This is a genomic window from Streptomyces sp. NPDC008137 (assembly GCF_042957035.1).
Classification (GTDB): domain Bacteria; phylum Actinomycetota; class Actinomycetes; order Streptomycetales; family Streptomycetaceae; genus Streptomyces.
Genome location: NZ_JBIBHN010000015.1, coordinates 121,921 through 137,884 on the forward strand (window position 1 = coordinate 121,921; position 15,964 = coordinate 137,884).

At 71.9% G+C, this 15,964-nt stretch carries 15 protein-coding genes and 1 pseudogene; 7 read left to right on the plus strand and 9 right to left on the minus strand.

Going from position 1 to position 15,964, the window contains the following annotated elements; translation table 11 throughout:
- Positions 1-16: 16 nt before the first annotated feature.
- The gene (locus ACFZBT_RS23595; RefSeq protein WP_391106639.1) at positions 17-1,012 is read right to left on the minus strand and encodes a substrate-binding domain-containing protein; all 996 of its coding nucleotides are present in this window, start codon (positions 1,010-1,012) and stop codon (positions 17-19) included.
- A gap of 228 nt (positions 1,013-1,240) precedes the next feature.
- On the opposite strand from ACFZBT_RS23595, the gene ACFZBT_RS23600 reads away from it, so the two are divergent.
- Genes ACFZBT_RS23600 through ACFZBT_RS23615 form a run of 4 tightly spaced genes read left to right on the plus strand, consistent with a single transcriptional unit; the run spans position 1,241 to position 5,559 of the window.
- Entirely contained in the window at positions 1,241-2,191 is a 951-nt protein-coding gene (locus ACFZBT_RS23600; RefSeq protein ID WP_391106495.1) for a TIM barrel protein, read from the plus strand.
- Between the two features lie 9 nt (positions 2,192-2,200).
- Complete coding sequence (locus ACFZBT_RS23605; protein WP_391106497.1) at positions 2,201-3,652, plus strand: sugar porter family MFS transporter; 1,452 nt, start codon at positions 2,201-2,203, stop codon at positions 3,650-3,652.
- 21 nt (positions 3,653-3,673) lie between these two features.
- A complete protein-coding gene (locus tag ACFZBT_RS23610) occupies positions 3,674-4,693 on the plus strand; it encodes a Gfo/Idh/MocA family oxidoreductase (RefSeq protein WP_391106499.1) in 1,020 nt (339 codons plus the stop codon).
- Positions 4,690-5,559, plus strand: a complete 870-nt coding sequence (locus ACFZBT_RS23615) for a TIM barrel protein (RefSeq protein ID WP_391106501.1) — start codon at positions 4,690-4,692, stop codon at positions 5,557-5,559. Before ACFZBT_RS23610 ends, ACFZBT_RS23615 begins: the two co-directional genes overlap by 4 nt.
- On the opposite strand, the gene helR is transcribed toward ACFZBT_RS23615, so the two are convergent.
- The gene (helR, locus tag ACFZBT_RS23620) at positions 5,519-7,717 is read right to left on the minus strand and encodes an RNA polymerase recycling motor ATPase HelR (protein WP_391106503.1); all 2,199 of its coding nucleotides are present in this window, start codon (positions 7,715-7,717) and stop codon (positions 5,519-5,521) included. The genes ACFZBT_RS23615 and helR overlap by 41 nt on opposite strands.
- Positions 7,718-7,897: 180 nt before the next feature.
- Here helR and ACFZBT_RS23625 point away from each other — a divergent pair, with 180 nt between their 5' ends.
- The gene (locus tag ACFZBT_RS23625; RefSeq protein WP_391106505.1) at positions 7,898-8,782 is read left to right on the plus strand and encodes a Gfo/Idh/MocA family oxidoreductase; all 885 of its coding nucleotides are present in this window, start codon (positions 7,898-7,900) and stop codon (positions 8,780-8,782) included.
- Positions 8,783-8,817: 35 nt separating this feature from the next.
- Here the strand turns inward: ACFZBT_RS23625 and ACFZBT_RS23630 are convergent, their stop codons facing one another.
- Positions 8,818-9,705 carry a GNAT family N-acetyltransferase gene (locus tag ACFZBT_RS23630; protein WP_391106507.1) on the minus strand — a complete coding sequence of 296 codons (888 nt, stop codon included), beginning with the start codon at positions 9,703-9,705 and terminating at the stop codon, positions 8,818-8,820.
- Between the two features lie 295 nt (positions 9,706-10,000).
- Between ACFZBT_RS23630 and ACFZBT_RS23635 the strand changes: the two genes are divergently transcribed.
- Positions 10,001-11,104 (plus strand): SpoIIE family protein phosphatase, encoded by a 1,104-nt coding sequence (locus ACFZBT_RS23635; protein ID WP_391106509.1) that lies wholly within the window; start codon positions 10,001-10,003, stop codon positions 11,102-11,104.
- A gap of 64 nt (positions 11,105-11,168) precedes the next feature.
- Here the strand turns inward: ACFZBT_RS23635 and ACFZBT_RS23640 are convergent, their stop codons facing one another.
- Positions 11,169-11,405: a chaplin family protein gene (locus ACFZBT_RS23640; RefSeq protein WP_391106513.1), complete on the minus strand. Its 237-nt coding sequence runs from the start codon at positions 11,403-11,405 to the stop codon at positions 11,169-11,171.
- 217 nt (positions 11,406-11,622) lie between these two features.
- Between ACFZBT_RS23640 and ACFZBT_RS23645 the strand changes: the two genes are divergently transcribed.
- Complete coding sequence (locus ACFZBT_RS23645) at positions 11,623-11,829, plus strand: hypothetical protein (RefSeq protein WP_189727596.1); 207 nt, start codon at positions 11,623-11,625, stop codon at positions 11,827-11,829.
- A gap of 55 nt (positions 11,830-11,884) precedes the next feature.
- On the opposite strand, the gene ACFZBT_RS23650 is transcribed toward ACFZBT_RS23645, so the two are convergent.
- The 5 genes and pseudogenes from ACFZBT_RS23650 to ACFZBT_RS23670 all read right to left on the minus strand — a co-directional run bounded on the left by ACFZBT_RS23650 (position 11,885) and on the right by ACFZBT_RS23670 (position 15,964).
- A complete protein-coding gene (locus ACFZBT_RS23650) occupies positions 11,885-12,376 on the minus strand; it encodes a DUF5709 domain-containing protein (RefSeq protein ID WP_391106641.1) in 492 nt (163 codons plus the stop codon).
- A gap of 138 nt (positions 12,377-12,514) precedes the next feature.
- Entirely contained in the window at positions 12,515-14,020 is a 1,506-nt protein-coding gene (locus tag ACFZBT_RS23655; protein ID WP_391106516.1) for a hypothetical protein, read from the minus strand.
- Between the two features lie 111 nt (positions 14,021-14,131).
- Positions 14,132-14,437 (minus strand): glycosyl hydrolase family 65 protein, encoded by a 306-nt coding sequence (locus tag ACFZBT_RS23660; RefSeq protein ID WP_391106519.1) that lies wholly within the window; start codon positions 14,435-14,437, stop codon positions 14,132-14,134.
- A gap of 100 nt (positions 14,438-14,537) precedes the next feature.
- Positions 14,538-15,227 (minus strand): annotated as a pseudogene (locus ACFZBT_RS23665) (family 65 glycosyl hydrolase); the annotation flags it as partial.
- Entirely contained in the window at positions 15,224-15,964 is a 741-nt protein-coding gene (locus ACFZBT_RS23670; protein WP_391106522.1) for a beta-phosphoglucomutase family hydrolase, read from the minus strand. The pseudogene ACFZBT_RS23665 and the gene ACFZBT_RS23670, both read right to left, overlap by 4 nt.

Consider the following 15,964-nt stretch of genomic DNA (forward strand, 5'->3'; position numbering starts at 1 on the left):
GGACCGGGCCGCTCGGCTACTGCGCCGGGACCGGGCCGCTCGTCCCACGGATCACCAGCTTCGGATCCAGCACGGCCTCACGCGGCGGCAGTTCAGGGTTCTCCAACCGCTCGACGGCGAAGCGGACGGCGTGCTCGGCCATCAGGACCGCGTCCTGACGGACCGTGGTCAGGCCGATCGGCATCAGATGGGAGAGGTGACTGTCGTCGTAGCCGACGACGGACAAGTCGCGCGGGACCTCGATGCCCGCCCGCGTGAGGGACATCAGCAGACCCATCGCACAGCGGTCGTTGCCGGCGAGCACCGCCGTCGGCAACGGCCGTCCGCCGTCACGCTCGGCCAGGAGCAGACGGCCGGTCTCGACACCGGACTCCTCCGTGTGATGTCCGGGAATGACCCGGGCCTCGGCCTCCAGCCCGTGGCGGCGCATCGCGGCACGGTAGGCACGCCGCCGCTCCGCCGAACCGGGACCGCGCCCGCCGTCGATGTGCACGATCCGGCGGTGCCCCAGCTCCACGAGATGGTCCATGGCCTGCCGGACGCCCTTGCCCTCGGCGGAGTGGACGAAGTCGACATGGGCCTGGGGCACGCGGCGGCTGACCGAGACCGTGACCGTGCGCCGCCCGAGGTCGCCGAGGTAGCCGGGCTGGGCGTCCGGGCCGAGCAGGATCACCGCCTCGCAGCGGTGACTGAGCAGCGCCTCGACCGCCTTGGTCTCGCTGCGCCCGTGGGTGGAGCCGGAGAGCAGGACGTCGTACCCGAGCCGCTCGGCCTCGGGGTAGATGCCGGTGATGAGATCCGTGTGGAAGGTCTGGTGCACGGCGAACATCACGCCGAGCGTGCGACTGCGGCCACGGGCCAGCAGCCGGGCCGCGCTGTCGGGCCGGTAACCGATCTCGTCGGCCACGCGCAGGACCCGCTCCCGGGTCTCCCGGCCGGCCCCCGCCTGGTTGCGGAAGATGATCGAGACGAGCGCGCGGGAGACCCCCGCCTTCTCGGCGACGTCCGCCATCGTGGGCCGCTGCCTGCCCGATGCATCCACCTGTGAACCCACCCTCCGACGGCGCCCACCTTACGGGGTGTCTCGCGCGGGGCTCCGGTCACGGGGCCCCGTAATCATCCGGCGACCACCTATTGACATGACATTTGGACAGGGGTCATCGTACTCGACTAGAGCGCGCTAGTAGCGCGCGTCACATCGCTCAGGCACCCTCCCCCTCTCCCCTCAAGGACACTCACCATGGCAACGGCGCCCGTCCCTCTCCGCACCACCGCCGGCAACCTGTGCCTCGGCTCCGCCCCCGACTCCTGGGGCGTGTGGTTCCCCGAGGACGAGCACCAGGTGCCGTACACCCGCTTCCTCGACGAGCTGGTCCGGGCGGGGTACGAGTGGCTGGAGCTCGGTCCGTACGGCTATCTGCCCACCGATCCGCAGCGACTGAGGGCCGAGCTGGACGCCCGGGGCCTCAAGGTCTCCGGCGGTACCGCGTTCGGCGCGCTGCACCGGCCCGGGGCATGGGACGAGATGGTCGCCCATGTCCGGCAGGTCGCCGCGCTGACCGCTGCCGCGGGGGCGCGTCATCTCGTCTTCATCCCGCCCATGTACCGGGACGAGCGGACGGGCGCGTTCACCGAGCCGCCCGAGCTGACCGCCGACCAGTGGGCCGGGTTCGGGCGGGCCGCCGACCGGCTGGGCAGGCTGCTGCTGGAGGAGTTCGACGTACGGCTGGTCGTGCATCCGCACGCCGACAGTCACGTCCAGACGCAGCCGGAGATCGAGCGGCTGCTCAACGAGTCCGACAGCCGTTACACGAACCTGTGTCTGGACACGGGGCATGTGGCGTACGGCGGTGGGGACAACCTCGATCTGATCCGCCGGTTCGGCGAACGGGTCGGCTATGTGCACATCAAGCAGATGGATCCGGAGATCCTGGCGCAGGTCGCTGCCGAGGACCTGTCCTTCGGCGAGGCCGTGAAGCGCGGGGTGTGCGTGTCGCCGCCCGCAGGGGTGCCCGACCCGGCCGATGTGGTGGGCGAACTGGCCGGTCTCGACGCCGAGTTGTTCGTGATCGTCGAGCAGGACCTGTACCCGTGCGCTCCCGAGGTGCCGCTGCCGATCGCGGTCAGCACCCGTGAGCACCTGGCCGGCTGCGGTCTTTCGGGTACCCGCCGCCCGAACTTCGACAGGTAAGGAGCGGCCATGGACGTCAGGGACGACACGTCACCATCCCCCGATCCAGCCCCGGCCCCGGTCCCGGCCACCGGAGTCGCGGACGAGACCCCGCCGTCGGTCTCCCGGCGGCTGCGGATGATCACCATCATCGCCACGTTCGGCGGTCTGCTCTTCGGCTACGACACGGGGGTCATCAACGGCGCCCTGCCCTATATGACGGACGACCTCGGCCTGACCCCGGTCACCGAGGGCATGGTCACCAGCTCGCTGCTGCTGGGTGCCGCGCTGGGCGCGGTGGCCGGCGGCCGCTTGTCGGACGCGCGCGGAAGGCGGCGCAACATCCTGCTGCTGGCCGTGCTGTTCTTCGTCGGCGCGCTCGGCTGCACGCTCGCCCCGACGACCGAGGTGATGATCGTGGCGCGCTTCGTGCTCGGTCTCGCGGTCGGCGGTGCCTCGGTGACCGTACCGGTCTATCTCGCGGAGGTGTCGCCCGCCGAGCGGCGCGGCGCTCTGGTCACCCGCAACGAACTGATGATCGTCTCCGGTCAGCTGCTGGCGTTCACGTCCAACGCGATCATCGCGCAGATCGGCGGCGAGTCCGGCGGGGTGTGGCGCTGGATGCTGGTCATCGCCACACTGCCGGCGGTGGTGCTCTGGTTCGGCATGCTGGTGATGCCGGAGAGCCCGCGCTGGCTGGCCTCCCAGAGCCGTTTCGGCGAGGCCCTCGAAGTCCTCAAGCAGGTGCGGTCGCACGCCCGGGCCGAGGCCGAGCTGAAGGAGGTCTCCGCGCTCGCCGTCAAGGACGGGCGGGAGAAGCTCGGCGGCTGGCAGGACATCAAGAGCACGCCGTGGGTGCGGAAGCTGATGTTCGTCGGGTTCGGCATCGCGATCGTGCAGCAGATCACCGGCGTCAACACGATCATGTACTACGGCACGCAGATCCTCACCGACGCCGGTTTCGCCGCCGACAGCGCGCTGACGGCGAACATCGCCAACGGTGTGATCTCGGTGCTGGCGACCTTCGTCGGCATCTGGCTGCTCGGCCGGGTCAACCGCCGGCCGATGCTGATGACCGGCCAGCTCGGCACGACCGCGGCCCTCTTGCTGATCGGGGTGTTCTCCCTCGTGCTGCCGTCCGGTGATCCGCGGGCGTTCGCGGTGCTCGCCATGACGGTCACGTTCCTCGCCTTCCAGCAGGGCGCGATCTCGCCCGTGACCTGGCTGATGCTGTCGGAGATCTTCCCGATGCGGATGCGCGGCTTCGGCATGGGCGTCGCGGCCGTGGTGCTGTGGCTGACCAACTTCGTGATCGGTCTCGTCTTCCCGTCCCTGGTCTCCGGGATCGGGATCTCCAACACCTTCTTCCTGTTCGTGGTGGCGGGCCTGCTGTCCCTCACCTTCGTGAAGCTGTACGTCCCCGAGACCAAGGGCCGCACCCTCGAATCGCTCGAGGCCGAGCTCCGGACGCGCTTTTCCTGATCATCTTTCGAGGAGTCCTCCATGACCGTACGTGTAGGCGTCATCGGCGCCGGAATGATCGGCCAGGACCACGCCCGGCGGCTCACCGAGGTCGTCACCGGGGCGACCGTCACGGCGGTGGCCGATGTCGACACCGAGCGTGCCGCCGAGGTGGCGGCCCGCTTCGGTGCCACCGCGCTGCCCACCGGCGCGGACCTGGTCGCCTCCCCCGACGTGGACGCCGTCCTCGTCACCTCGTGGGGCCCGACCCACGCCGAGCACGTGCTGAACGCGATCGCGGCCGGCAAGCCGGTGTTCTGCGAGAAGCCGCTGGCCACGACCGCGGAGGACTGTCTGCGGATCGTCGAGGCCGAGCGGGCGAACGGCCGCCGGCTGGTGCAGGTCGGCTTCATGCGCCGCTTCGACGCCGGGTACCGCCAGATGAAGGAGGTCCTGTCGACCGGTTCGCTCGGGGCGCCGCTGATCGTGCACTGCGCCCACCGCAACCCGACCGTCCCGGATTCGTACCACTCCGCGATGGCCGCCCAGGACACGGCCGTGCACGAGATCGACGTGCTGCGCTGGCTGCTCGACGACGAGATCGTCTCCGCCCAGGTGGTCACCCCGCGCGCCACCAGCAAGCGGTTCGGGCACCTCAAGGACCCGCAGATCATGATCTTCGAGACCGCCGAGGGCGTCCGCATCGACCTGGAGGTCTTCGTCAACTGCCAGTACGGCTACGACATCCAGTGCGAGGTCGTGGGCGAGGACGGCCTGGTCCGGCTGCCCGACCCGGCGGCCGTCGGGGTCCGCACCGCGGCCCGGCACGGCACGGGTGTGCTGCAGGACTGGAAGGACCGGTTCGCGGAGGCCTTCGACACGGAGTTCCGCGAGTGGGTCGCCGCCGTGGCCGCCGGCGCCGAGCTCACCGGCCCGTCCGCCTGGGACGGCTACGCCGCCACCGTCATCACGGACGCCGCCGTCCGGTCCCTGGAGTCCGGCGGCGAGACCGTCACCACCGACATGAAGCCCCGCCCCACGTTCTACGGAGGCACCGCGTGAAGATCGCCCTCGACCCGTACATGCTCCGCGCCCTGCCGATCGACGAGATGGTCCGCACGGTCGCCGAACTCGGTTACGAGTACATCGAGTTGTCGCCGCGCGATGAGTTCATGCCGTTCTTCCTGCACCCGCGTGCGGACGACGCGCGGGTGGCGGAGCTGAAGAACGCGCTGCGCACGCACGGTGTCCAGCTGTCCTCGGTGCTGCCGCTGTACAAGTGGTCCTCGCCGGACGAGACCGAGCGGCAGGCCGCGGTCCGCAACTGGAAGCGGATGATCGAGATCACCGCCGAGCTGGGCTGCCCGCTGATGAACTCGGAGTTCAACGGTCGCCCCGAGCGCGCCGCCGAGAGCGAGGCCGCCTTCTGGCGCTCGCTGGAGGAACTGCTGCCGGTGTTCGAGCGCGAAGGCATCGCTCTGAACCTGGAGGCCCACCCGGACGACTTCTGCGAGGAGAACACCCCGGCCGTCGATCTCGTCCGCGCGATCAACAAGCCGTGGGTGAACTACCTGTACTGCGCCCCGCACACCTTCCATCTCTCGGGCTCCGAGCCGACTGCGGACATCGCGGCGATGATGCGCTACGCCGGTGACAAGCTCCAGCACGTGCACATCGCGGACTCCTTCAACCACAAGGGGGGCGGCGGCCTGCGCTACATCCTCAACCCGCCGGGCACCCCCGCCCGGATCCACCAGCACCTGGACATCGGCCAGGGCGAGGTCGACTGGGACGTCTTCTTCGGCACCCTGCGCGAGCTGGGCTTCGACGGTGTCGCCACGTCGTGTGTCTTCGCCTGGGAGGAGCGGGCCCGGGAGTCGTCGGCGTTCATGCTGGACCGCATCCGGAAGGAACTCGCGGGCTCGTGAGGACGACGAGCTGCCGGGTCGCCCGGGTCATCGCGACATAGCGGTCGACCGCTCCCTCGACGCCGGTGCCGAAGTCCTCCGGGTCGACGAGGACGACCAGGTCGAACTCCAGTCCCTTCGACAACTCCGGGGTCAGCGACCGGACGCGGGAGGAGGAGGGCCGGAAGGCGGGATCGCCGATGACACAGGCGATCCCGTCGGCATGGTCGGCCAGCCAGCTGTCGAGGATCGAGTGCAGCTCCGCGACAGCCCCGTGGACGACCGGGACGCCGCCCCCGCGGATGGAGACCGGCACGTTGGCGTCCGGGAGCACGGCCCGGATGACCGGCTCGGCCTCCGTCATGATCTCCTCCGGCGTGCGGTAGTTGATGCTCAGCGAGGCGAGGTCGATCCGGTCGAACCCGACCCTTTCGAGTCGTTCCCGCCACGACTCCGTGAAGCCGTGGCGGGCCTGGGCGCGGTCCCCGACGATGGTGAAGCTCCGGGACGGGCAGCGCAGCAGCAGCATCTGCCACTCCGCGTCGGTCAGTTCCTGGGCCTCGTCCACGACGATGTGCGCGAAGGGGCCGGCGAGCACGTCCGGTTCGACGGCGGCCAGTTCGTCCTCGTTGACCAGGCTGACCTGGGCGTCCTCGCCGCGCAGCATGGACACCAGACCTTCGCCTTCGTCGCCGTCGGCGCCCGAGTTGGCCGTGGCCTCGATCAGGGTGTCGACGACCCGCGCCATGTGCTCGCGCTGGTCGGCGAGGATGGCCTTGTTCCGGCGCTTGCGCCGGGCGGTCTTCGGGTCGCCGAGCCGCTGCCGTGCGGCGTCCAGGATCGGCAGGTCGGGCACCGTCCAGGCCTGGGCATCGGCACGCTGCAGCTTGCGGACCTCGTCCCGGCTGAGCCACGGAGCACACATCCGCAGATAGGCGGGCACCGACCACAGGTCCGACACGAGGTCGGCCGGTTCGAGCAGCGGCCACGCGCGGTTGAAGACCGTGAGCAGCTCCCGGTTCTGCGTCAGTGATCTGCGGAGCAGGTCGGCCGGCGCGTCGCCGTCGTGCTTGTCCTGGAGGATCGTGAGCAGTTCCTCCCAGACCTGGTCGCGTGCCTCGTTGTGCGGAGTGCCGGGTTCCGCCGCTTCGAAGGCCACGGCCCAGTCCCGGGCGCTGAGGTGGATGTCGGACCAGTGGGTCGTGACCGTCATTCCCTCGGCGGGCGGCTCCTCGTAGAACCGGACGGCCTTCTCGATCGCCCGCACCATGTCCGCCGACGATTTCAGGCGTGCCACGTCCGGGTCGGCCTCGGCCCCCGCCGCGGCTCCCTCGGTGACGAGGTCCCGCAGGACGCAGGTCTGCACGCCTTCCTCGCCGAGGCTGGGCAGGACGTCGGAGACATAGGACAGGTAGGGCCGGTGCGGGCCGACGAACAGCACGCCGCCCTTGCGGTGCCCGAGGCGGGGGTCGGAGTAGAGGAGGTAGGCGGAGCGGTGCAGGGCGACGACGGTCTTGCCGGTGCCCGGGCCGCCGTCGACGACGAGGGCGCCGCGCGAGCCCGCGCGGATGATGGCGTCCTGGTCGGTCTGGATGGTGCCGAGCACGTCCCGCATCCGGGGTGAGCGGTCGGTACCGAGGCTGGCGATGAAGGCGGACTGGTCGTCGAGCGCGGCGTGCCCGGAGATGCCGTCCGCGGTGAACACCTCGTCCCAGTAGTCACTGATCCGGCCGCCGGTCCAGCGGTACCTGCGGCGGCTGGCCAGGCCCATCGGGTCGGCGTGGGTGGCTCCGAAGAACGGCTCGGCGGCAGGGGAACGCCAGTCGACCAGCAGCCGGTTCCCCTCGCTGTCCGTGAGGCCGAGTCGTCCCACGTAGACGGGCTCGGGGTCGTCGGCACCGACCATGTGCCCGAGGCACAAGTCCAGTCCGAAGCGGCGCAGTGCGCGCAGGCGAGTGGTCAGCCGGTAGATCTCCGCATCTCTGTCCATCGCCTGCCGGCCATTGCCGCCGGGCGCCTTGCGCTCAGCCGCCAGTCGGACGGACAGTTCGGCGATCGACTGCTCGAGGCACTCGGCGATGGCCGCGAAGTGCCGCTCGTCTCCGGCGGTCAGCGCGGGGTCGGCCTTGTGGGAGAGGCGGTCGGGAAGATCGAACGCGCTGGTGGTCAGGGGGGTCACGTCATGCTCCCGTATCCGCAGGTCCTGGGCTCAGGCCGGACAGTTTGCGGCACCAGGGGGGCCTTGCCGCAAGGCCCCCTGTGCGCTATAAGTTGAGAGTGGCAAGGAGATCTCTCCTTGCCTTTCTTGTTTTCCGTTCTTGTTTTCGCCGACGTTTCGGCACCGTTGAGAGGCGGCGGCATGCGGATAGGACTGCTGGGCACCGGACCGTGGGCGCAGCTGGCCCACGCGCCCGCACTGAGCGGGCACGAGGAGCTGGACTTCGCAGGAGTGTGGGGCCGCCGCCCCGAGGCCGCCAAGGAGTTGGCCGAGCGGCACGGTGTGCGGGCGTACGACGACGCCGACGAGCTGTTCGCCGACGTGGACGCGGTCGCCGTGGCGCTGCCTCCGCAGGTGCAGGCCGAGCTGGCCGCGCGTGCGGCCCGGGCAGGGTGCCATCTGCTGCTCGACAAGCCTCTCGCGCCGACGGTGGAACAGGGGCGGGCCGTGGTCGAGGCCGTCGAGGAGGCGGGGGTCGCCTCGGTCGTGTTCTTCACGACCCGCTTCCAGCCCGAGCCGGAGGCGTGGATCACCGAACAGGCGGGAGTGCCCGGCTGGTTCACGGCCCACGCGCAGTGGCTCGGGGCGGTGTTCACGAGCGAGAGCCCCTTCGCGACACCGTGGCGGCGGGAGAAGGGCGCCCTGTGGGACGTCGGGCCGCACGCCCTGTCCGTGCTGCTGCCGGTGCTCGGCGACGTGCGGCGCGTGACCGCCGCCGCGTACGGTCCCGGGGACACGGCGCATGTCGTCCTCGACCACGCCGGCGGCGCGTCGAGCATCCTCACCCTGAGCCTGACCGCACCGCCCGCGGCGGCCGGTGCCGCACTGGAGCTGAGAGGCGAGGCCGGCGTCGCGGTCCTGCCGGAGAGCTCCGACGGAGCGGTCCCCGCCCTGATGCGGGCCGCGGACACCCTGCTCACCGCGGCCCGCACCGGCCGCCCGCACGCCTGCGACGCGGCGTTCGGCCTCCGCGTCACGGAGATCCTCACGGCGGCCGAGAACCTGCTCAACGGCGGCGCACACTAGAAGCTTTCGGGCCCGCGCCGCCGCCGGACGACCGCCTACACCGGGTGGAAGTTGAGCCGTTCCTTGACCACCGGGAATCCGGCCTTGGCGAAATTCGCCGCCATGGGGAAGTTGCCCTGGTCCGTGGCGGCGGCGACGAAGTCCGCGCCCTGTTCGACCAGGAAGTGGGTGCACTCGGCCAGGAGGTCATAGGCGTAGCCGTGGCCTCGCTGGTCGGGCAGGACCCCGATGAAGCCGACGCACGGGCCCGACGGGTTGTGGGCCGGGATGTGGATGCCGACCGGCTCGCCCTCCGGTGTGTACGCGACCTGCCACCACTCGCGTGGCGAGGGGCACCAGTGGAAGAAGTCGAGTTCCTCCTGGGCCGCCCGGTCGAGTCCGCCCTCCTCGATGGCCTTCAGCGCGTGCGCGTCCAGGGTGACGGAGTGGATGCGGCGCAGCGCGTCGAAGAACACGGCGTCGTCCGGTTCGGCGCGGAACACCAGGCGCCCGGGCCGTTCGGGCAGGCCGTGCCCGGGGGTCCAGCGGTACACCAGGCGTTCGACCAGGAGGTCGTAGCCGGCCTCGCGAGCCGCGGTGCAGCGGGTCTCGGCGGCGGTACGCAGGGCCGGGGCGTCGCGCCAGCCGGCGGGCAGGCTCAGTTCGAGTTCCACCTGCCAGGGCGCGGAGCGCAGGAGTGCGGCGCCCGCTTCCTCCTCGCCCTCCGCCACGTCGAACCAGTTGAGGTTGACGGGCTCGGTGTCGTCGGGGCCGCCCCACCAGGCGCCGCGGGCGACGACCGTGCCGTCGCGCAGGGCCACCCGCTTCCAGTCGGGGCGGTGCCGGGTATGCCGGTGGCCCTCGCTGGCGCCCAGCGGGTCGGGCAGGGTGTCGAAGAGATCGGCGGTGCTCGCGTCGAGCGCGCGGATGACCACGTCGGTCATGGACTTCCTCCGGGAAGCATGCTGTGCGGAGCGCTCCCGGTCAGGTCGGTCGAGACACGCCGGGGACGAGGGGCAGGGAGCGCTGGAACGGTGTGAACTGCACGGCTCTGCCCTCCTTCCACGGGCCTCGGGGCGTGGCGCGCCACAGGCTACGGGACCGCCGAGGGGCGGTCCATCGAATTCCCGGCCCGTCTCGACTGGCCCTCCGGCCCGGCCGGCCGGTGCGCCCGGCAGGCCCGGGGACACCGCGCGGGCCCGGCGTGCGGCGCCCGGCCGGGCGTAGCAGCGTGGTGGTGTGAGCAGTGTGCGCGGCCGGCTGCCGCACCGGGACCGGCGCGGCTGGCTGCGCGGCGCGCCCCCGCCGGGTTGGGCGCGGGTGCTGCCGTCCGCGCTGCTGGCCGGCGTGTGCGCGGCGGAGCTGATCAGTCCGGAGCCGCTCGACATCGGCTTCCTGCTGGGTGCCATTCCGCCGCTGGCCGTGCTCGCGCACGGGCCGGTGGCGACGGCGGTGCTGGGCGGCCTGGTGGTGGTCGTGCTGACCATCCCGGTCTTCAGCCTGAACGATCCCGGCAGCACCGATTTACTCACCGTGTGCTTCGTGGCGGTGCTGAGCGTGCTGCTGTCGTTCGTGCGCAGCCGGCGGGACGCCCAGCTGGTCACCGAACGGGCGGTCGCCGAGGCCGCGCAGCGGGCCGTCGTGCCGCCGCTGCGGGAGCGGGTCGGGCCGGTGCGGTGCGCGGGGCTGTACCGGGCCGCGCAGCGCGGGACGCTGGTCGGGGGCGACTTCTTCGACGTACGGGCGGGCCCCTACGGGGTACGGGCGGTCATGGGCGATGTCCAGGGACACGGTCTGTCTGCCGTCGCCACGGTCGCGTCGCTGCTGGGGGCCTTCCGGGAGGCGGTGCTGGACCAGCCGGAGCCGGCGGCGGTGGCGGCCCGGCTCGACCGGAGGCTGGTGACGGACTCGGCGGGAGTGCCGCACGCCGAGCTGTTCGCGACGGCCGTGCTGCTCGGTTTCTCCGCCGACGCCAGTGTGGTGCGGATCGTGGCGTGCGGGCAGTCCGGGCCGCTGCTGCTGCGCGACGGGCGTGCCGTCGAGCTGGACATCGAGCCGTGCACACCGCTCGGCCTGGGCCTCGCCGACGCGGCTCCGCCCCGGGTCGTCTCGGTGCGGCTGCGCGCCGGTGACCTGCTCTTCCTCGCGTCCGACGGGGTCACCGAGGCCAGGGACACCGAAGGGGTCTTCTACCCGCTGGCCGAGCGGCTGCCGGGTTTCGCCGAGGAGGAGCCCGCCGCCCTGGCCGAGCGGGTGTGGGCCGACCTCGTCCGGCACTGCCCGGACGTACGGGACGACGTCACGATGCTCGTGCTGGCGCCTCTTCCGCGGGACGTGCCCTGACGGCGGCCGGCGGCGGCCCGCGATGCCTCGCGGGGCGCCGCCGGCGGGCGTACGACCGGTGGAATCAGTCCTTGATCGAGCACTTGTTGCCGACGGCGGGGTTGAACGCGCCGATGAAGTTGACGGAGTTGCCGCAGATGTTGGCATCGATGTCGATGGGGATCTGTACGACGTTGCCGGACAGGACGCCGGGGTTGCCGATGGAGATGGCCTCGGCCTCCGCGTCGGCGCTGGCCGTACCGGCACAGGCCAGCAGGGCGGCGCAGGCCAGGCCGAACGCGGCGGTCACACGTGTGCGCATGGGAAAGCTCCTGTCAGTCGGAGGGGACACGTGTCTCCACCGTCGCCCGGGGTGCGGCGGGGCGACATCGGTGGGCGTCCGAACGGGGGCGGGGACTTCCCCGCCCGGGGTGCGTGCTCTCCGGATGCACACCGCGCTCCCGCGGGGAATGGTGATAGCGGACCCGTTTTTCAGCACCGGGGCCGCCCCAGCGATCCGGACCCTAGGAGCAGAGAACATGTCGACGTCACAGCCTCACGCGTCCCGGCCGCCCGAGGACCGCGCCACCCCGGACCGCCTGCTCCACGCCCGCACCGGCACCGACGTGTCGCCGGAGGACCTGGTCCTCGCCTCGGGCAAGGACCTCACCCCGCACAATCTCGAATGGGCCAGGCGCAAGCTGGCTGCCGAGGGGCCCGCCGCGCTCGAGAAGCTGCTGCCGTAGCCGACGGCCCCCTCGGCAGTCCGCCGAGGGGGCCGTCCTGTCGGCCACGGCCGGTTCAGGCCCTGCCGTCGTCCCCGGGCAGGGTGCCGTCGTCCTCCACGACGTGTACGGCGGCCTCCTCCGCGCCGGCCGCTCCGCCGTCGATGCCGATGTCGGTCGCGACGGTCTCCTTCGTGATGTCCGCGTGGGCGCCCTCGTCCGGGGCGACCAGCCGCCCGGCGCGGGCGGTCCCCGCCTCCGGGTCCACCGGTTCGCCGTCGCTGTCGGGGCTGTCGCCCACGCCGTCCCCGGCCGGCTCCGCCGACACGTCGGGGACCTCCTGGGACAGCCGCTCGTCGAGGGTCTCGCCCTCGTGCTGCTCGGCGGCTGTGGTGCCGCTCCTGGTGACGCCGAGCGGCTTCTCCGGCGGGGAGTAGCCCTCGTCGAGGGTGTCGTCGTAGGTCCGTTCGTCGACGGCGTCCTGCAGATCCAGCGAGGCGGCGTCCGCCTGCTCCTCGTTGGTCCCGGTGGGCTGGTACACGTCGTCCGCCATCGGTTCGGGGCGCATCGGTTCCGTGCCCATCACTGCTGCCTCCCTGTCGCGCTGCGTCGACTCGTCGGTCTCATGTGCCCGTTCCGCGTTTCCCGATACGCGGGCTCTAACCTCGGCGGAGGCCATCGGACGAGGAGCGGGAGGAGCGCCGGGTCAGGGGCCGTTCCGCGGCGGCCGCGGTGCGACACGGACGTCCAGATCCGAGATCCGGTGGACGGGCCAGGCGCGGGCGTAGCGGGGCGGGGTGCCGTCGGCCGGTGCGATGTGGGCGACCGGGAGCTGGTCGGCGGTGCGCAGGATGGCGCCCGCGGTGGTGTTCTCGTTGTTGCCGGAGGTCGCGCCCGAGGAGCAGCCCGTGTAGTAGCCGATCGGGATGGCCTCGTGCCCGGTGAGCAGGCAGGGCGGGCGGACGCCGAGACGGTGCAGGGCGTCGGCGGTGCGGCCCCAGTCGCGGCGGCTCTCGGTGTTGCGGGACACGGCCCCGTTCAGGACCGCGAGCTGCGCCGCCAGGTGTCCGGCCAGCCCGAGCGCGACCAGCGCGGCGGCCACCGGCCGCCAGGTGCCGCGCGGGGTCGTGACCAGGTGCCACAGGGCGTCGGCGACCGGGATCGCGAGCAGGGCGTAGGCGGGGGTGAGGAAGCGGGGGGCCGCGTAGCCGATCATGAAAAGGTACGGCAGTGCGGCGGTGGCGGCGCAGGCCAGCGGGACGAGGGTCCGCCCCAGGCGCCGGGCCCGGGCCGCGACGACCAGTCCCAGGCCGGCCAGTACGGGCAGGACGAACCACCAGATGAGAACCAGGGGGTTGGGCATCGCGCCGGTGCACGGCCGGCACAGGGCCCGGCCGCCGAGGCTGCGCAGCTGGTCGTCGACGGCGAAGTACCAGCCCAGTCCACCCTGGATGCGGGAGGCCTCCGACAGGCGCTCCCCCAGGCCGCCGTGGCCGACGTAGGCCTCGATCACCCACGGGACGGCGCCGGCGGCGAGGCCCGCCAGGAGAGCGAGGAGCAGGCGCCGGTGGCGGCCGCCCCGCAGCCGCGCCAGTGCGAGGACGAGCAGCGGCACGGTCACGTAGACCGCGTCGGTGGGTCGCATCCACGCCATGAGCGCGGCGCCGGCGGCGACTCCCCACAGGGCCGCCCGGGGGGCTGCTTCCTGCCGGGCCCGCAGGAAGCAGCCCGCGCAGATCAGGGCGCCGATCGCGACCCAGTAGTTGGGCATGGCCTGCGGACCGTAGAAGAGGGTCATCCACAAGGACGCGAAGAGGGCGCCGCCGACGACCAGGACACGGGTCGGGAACAGGCCCCGCCAGGCGCGCAGGCCCAGGTAGAGGGCGAGGCCGGACAGCACGGCCAGGTAGACGCGCAGCAGCGGGACGGACGTCGACCAGGACGCCACCGGCGCCACGAGCAGCGAGACGCCCCGGGAACGCGGGGCGCTGAAGAAGGCCGCGGGGGTGTCGGGGGTAACCTGGCTGACGTAGACGATCTCGTCCCAGCCGAGGCCCAGCACGGGCCGGACCAGGGCGAGTTGAGCCAGCGTGAAGACGGCCGCCACCGCGGCGAGCGCCCGGTTCCCCCGGACTCCTCGGGGCGCGCCCGGCCCGGCCGTCTGTTCGCGTCTTCGCCTGCGAACCAGGATGGCGTTCGAGCCGTCGGTCATGTTCCGCCCCTTGTCCTATTGTCCTAAAACTTGACAAACATGGACAAACTAACGCGCGGGGTAGAAGAACGCAGGGTGGAATACGGCCAAGTGCCTGACGCGAAGTGAGCGTCAGCGGGCGTTCGGGACGCGATGCGGGGGCTGGCTCGGGGCCGGACATGGTGTCAGCGGGGCCACGGTCCGGGTCACCGGGGCGTCCTCACTCACCGTCAGCTCGATGCCGTGGTGATGGAGCGTCAAGGGCGGGCCGGAACTCAGGGTGTAGGTCGCGCGGTCGGCGGCCAGCTCCACGCGCAGGCAGCGGTCGAGGAACCCCACCGTGAAGGCCAGCCGGCTGAACCTCTCGGGCAGGCGCGGCGCGAACCGCAGGGTCCCGTCGGCGCACCGCATGCCGCCGAACCCGGCGACCAGCGCCATCCAGGGACGGCCAGCGAGGTGATGTGCGGTCCGTCGCGGGTGTTGTGCTCCAGGTCCCCCGGTCCATCAGCGCGGCCTCGGCCGTGTAGGCGTAGGCCAGGTCTGGGCCGGTGACGGCGTGGTCGGCGGCCACGGCGACCCTGAGGCCGCTGCGCCGGGTGCGGTGGACCAGGCGCAGCCGGCTGCCCGAGGCGAGGGTTGGAGCGGCGACTTCAGGGCCTTGGCGGCGCGCGGGTCGCCATCCGGCTCGGGAAGGCTCTCGTTGGCGACCAGCTCCGACTGGACGACGACGCGGGTACGGCTGTCGACGGGCTCCACCTCGTACGCCACGGCGGCGATCGCCCGCTGGGTCAGGGACACCAGCCGCGTGGAGCCCACACGGACGGTGGAGCCGGCCGGGGAGGTCCACTCGCAGACCCGTTCCAGCACGCCCCGCCTGAGGTCCAGGGTCCGCTCACGGGTGACGAGCCGTCCGTAGCGCAGGTCGAACGGCTCGTCGTCGACCAGGAGGCGCAGCACCTTGCCGTTGGTGACGTTGATGGACGTCTGGCCGGACTCCCGGTAGCCGTAGTCGGCCTCGGCGTAGGGCAGCGGGTGCAGTTCGTGGACGCCGTTGAGGTAGGAGCCGGGGGGGCAGGCCGTGCGGTTCGCCCTCGTCGAGGTTGCCGCGCCAGCCGATGTGGCCGTTGGACAGGGCGAACACCGACTCGCTCTGCGCCAGGACGTCGAGGTCGAGTTCCGTCCCGCGCACGGTCCACGGCTCGACGGCGTACGCCCGCTGCTCGATCACTCCTGGCCTCCCAGCTCGTCGAGGTCCTTCACCACCACATCGGCGCCGTGCTGGTACAGCGCGTCGGTCTGTCCGACGCGGTCGACGCCGACGATGTATCCGAAGCGGCCCGCGCGGCCCGCGACCATGCCCGCCAGGGCGTCCTCGAAGACGGCGGCCGCGGCCGGTTCGATGCCCAGGTCCTCTGCGGCGGCCAGGAACGTGTCGGGGCGCGGTTTGCCCGGCAGCCCGCGCTCGGCTGCGACCACACCGTCAATCCGTACGTCGAAGAAGTGCTCGGCGCCGATCGCGCGCAGTACGTCCCGGCAGTTGGCGCTGGAGGAGACGACGGCCGTGCTCAGGCCGTGGGCGCGGACGGCCTCCAGATAGCGCAGGGTGCCGTCGTAGGCCTCCACGCCGTCGGTGCGGATCTTCTCCAGGAGCAGGTCGTTCTTGCGGTTGCCGAGCCCGTGCACGGTCTGCGCGCCCGGTGGGTCGTCAGGGTCCCCGTCGGGCAGGTCGATGCCCCGGGAGGCGAGGAACGTACGCACGCCGTCGGCACGTGGCCGGCCGTCGACGTACTCGTCGTAGTCGGACGCCGCGTCGAACGGCCGGAAGTCCTCGCCGTCGCGCTCGCGCAGGAAGGCGTCGAACATCTCCTTCCACGCGGCAGCGTGCACGACGGCCGTCTTGGTGACGACACCGTCGAGATCGAAGAGGCAGGCGTGGATGTCTTCGGGAAGACCGAGCTGCGTCAT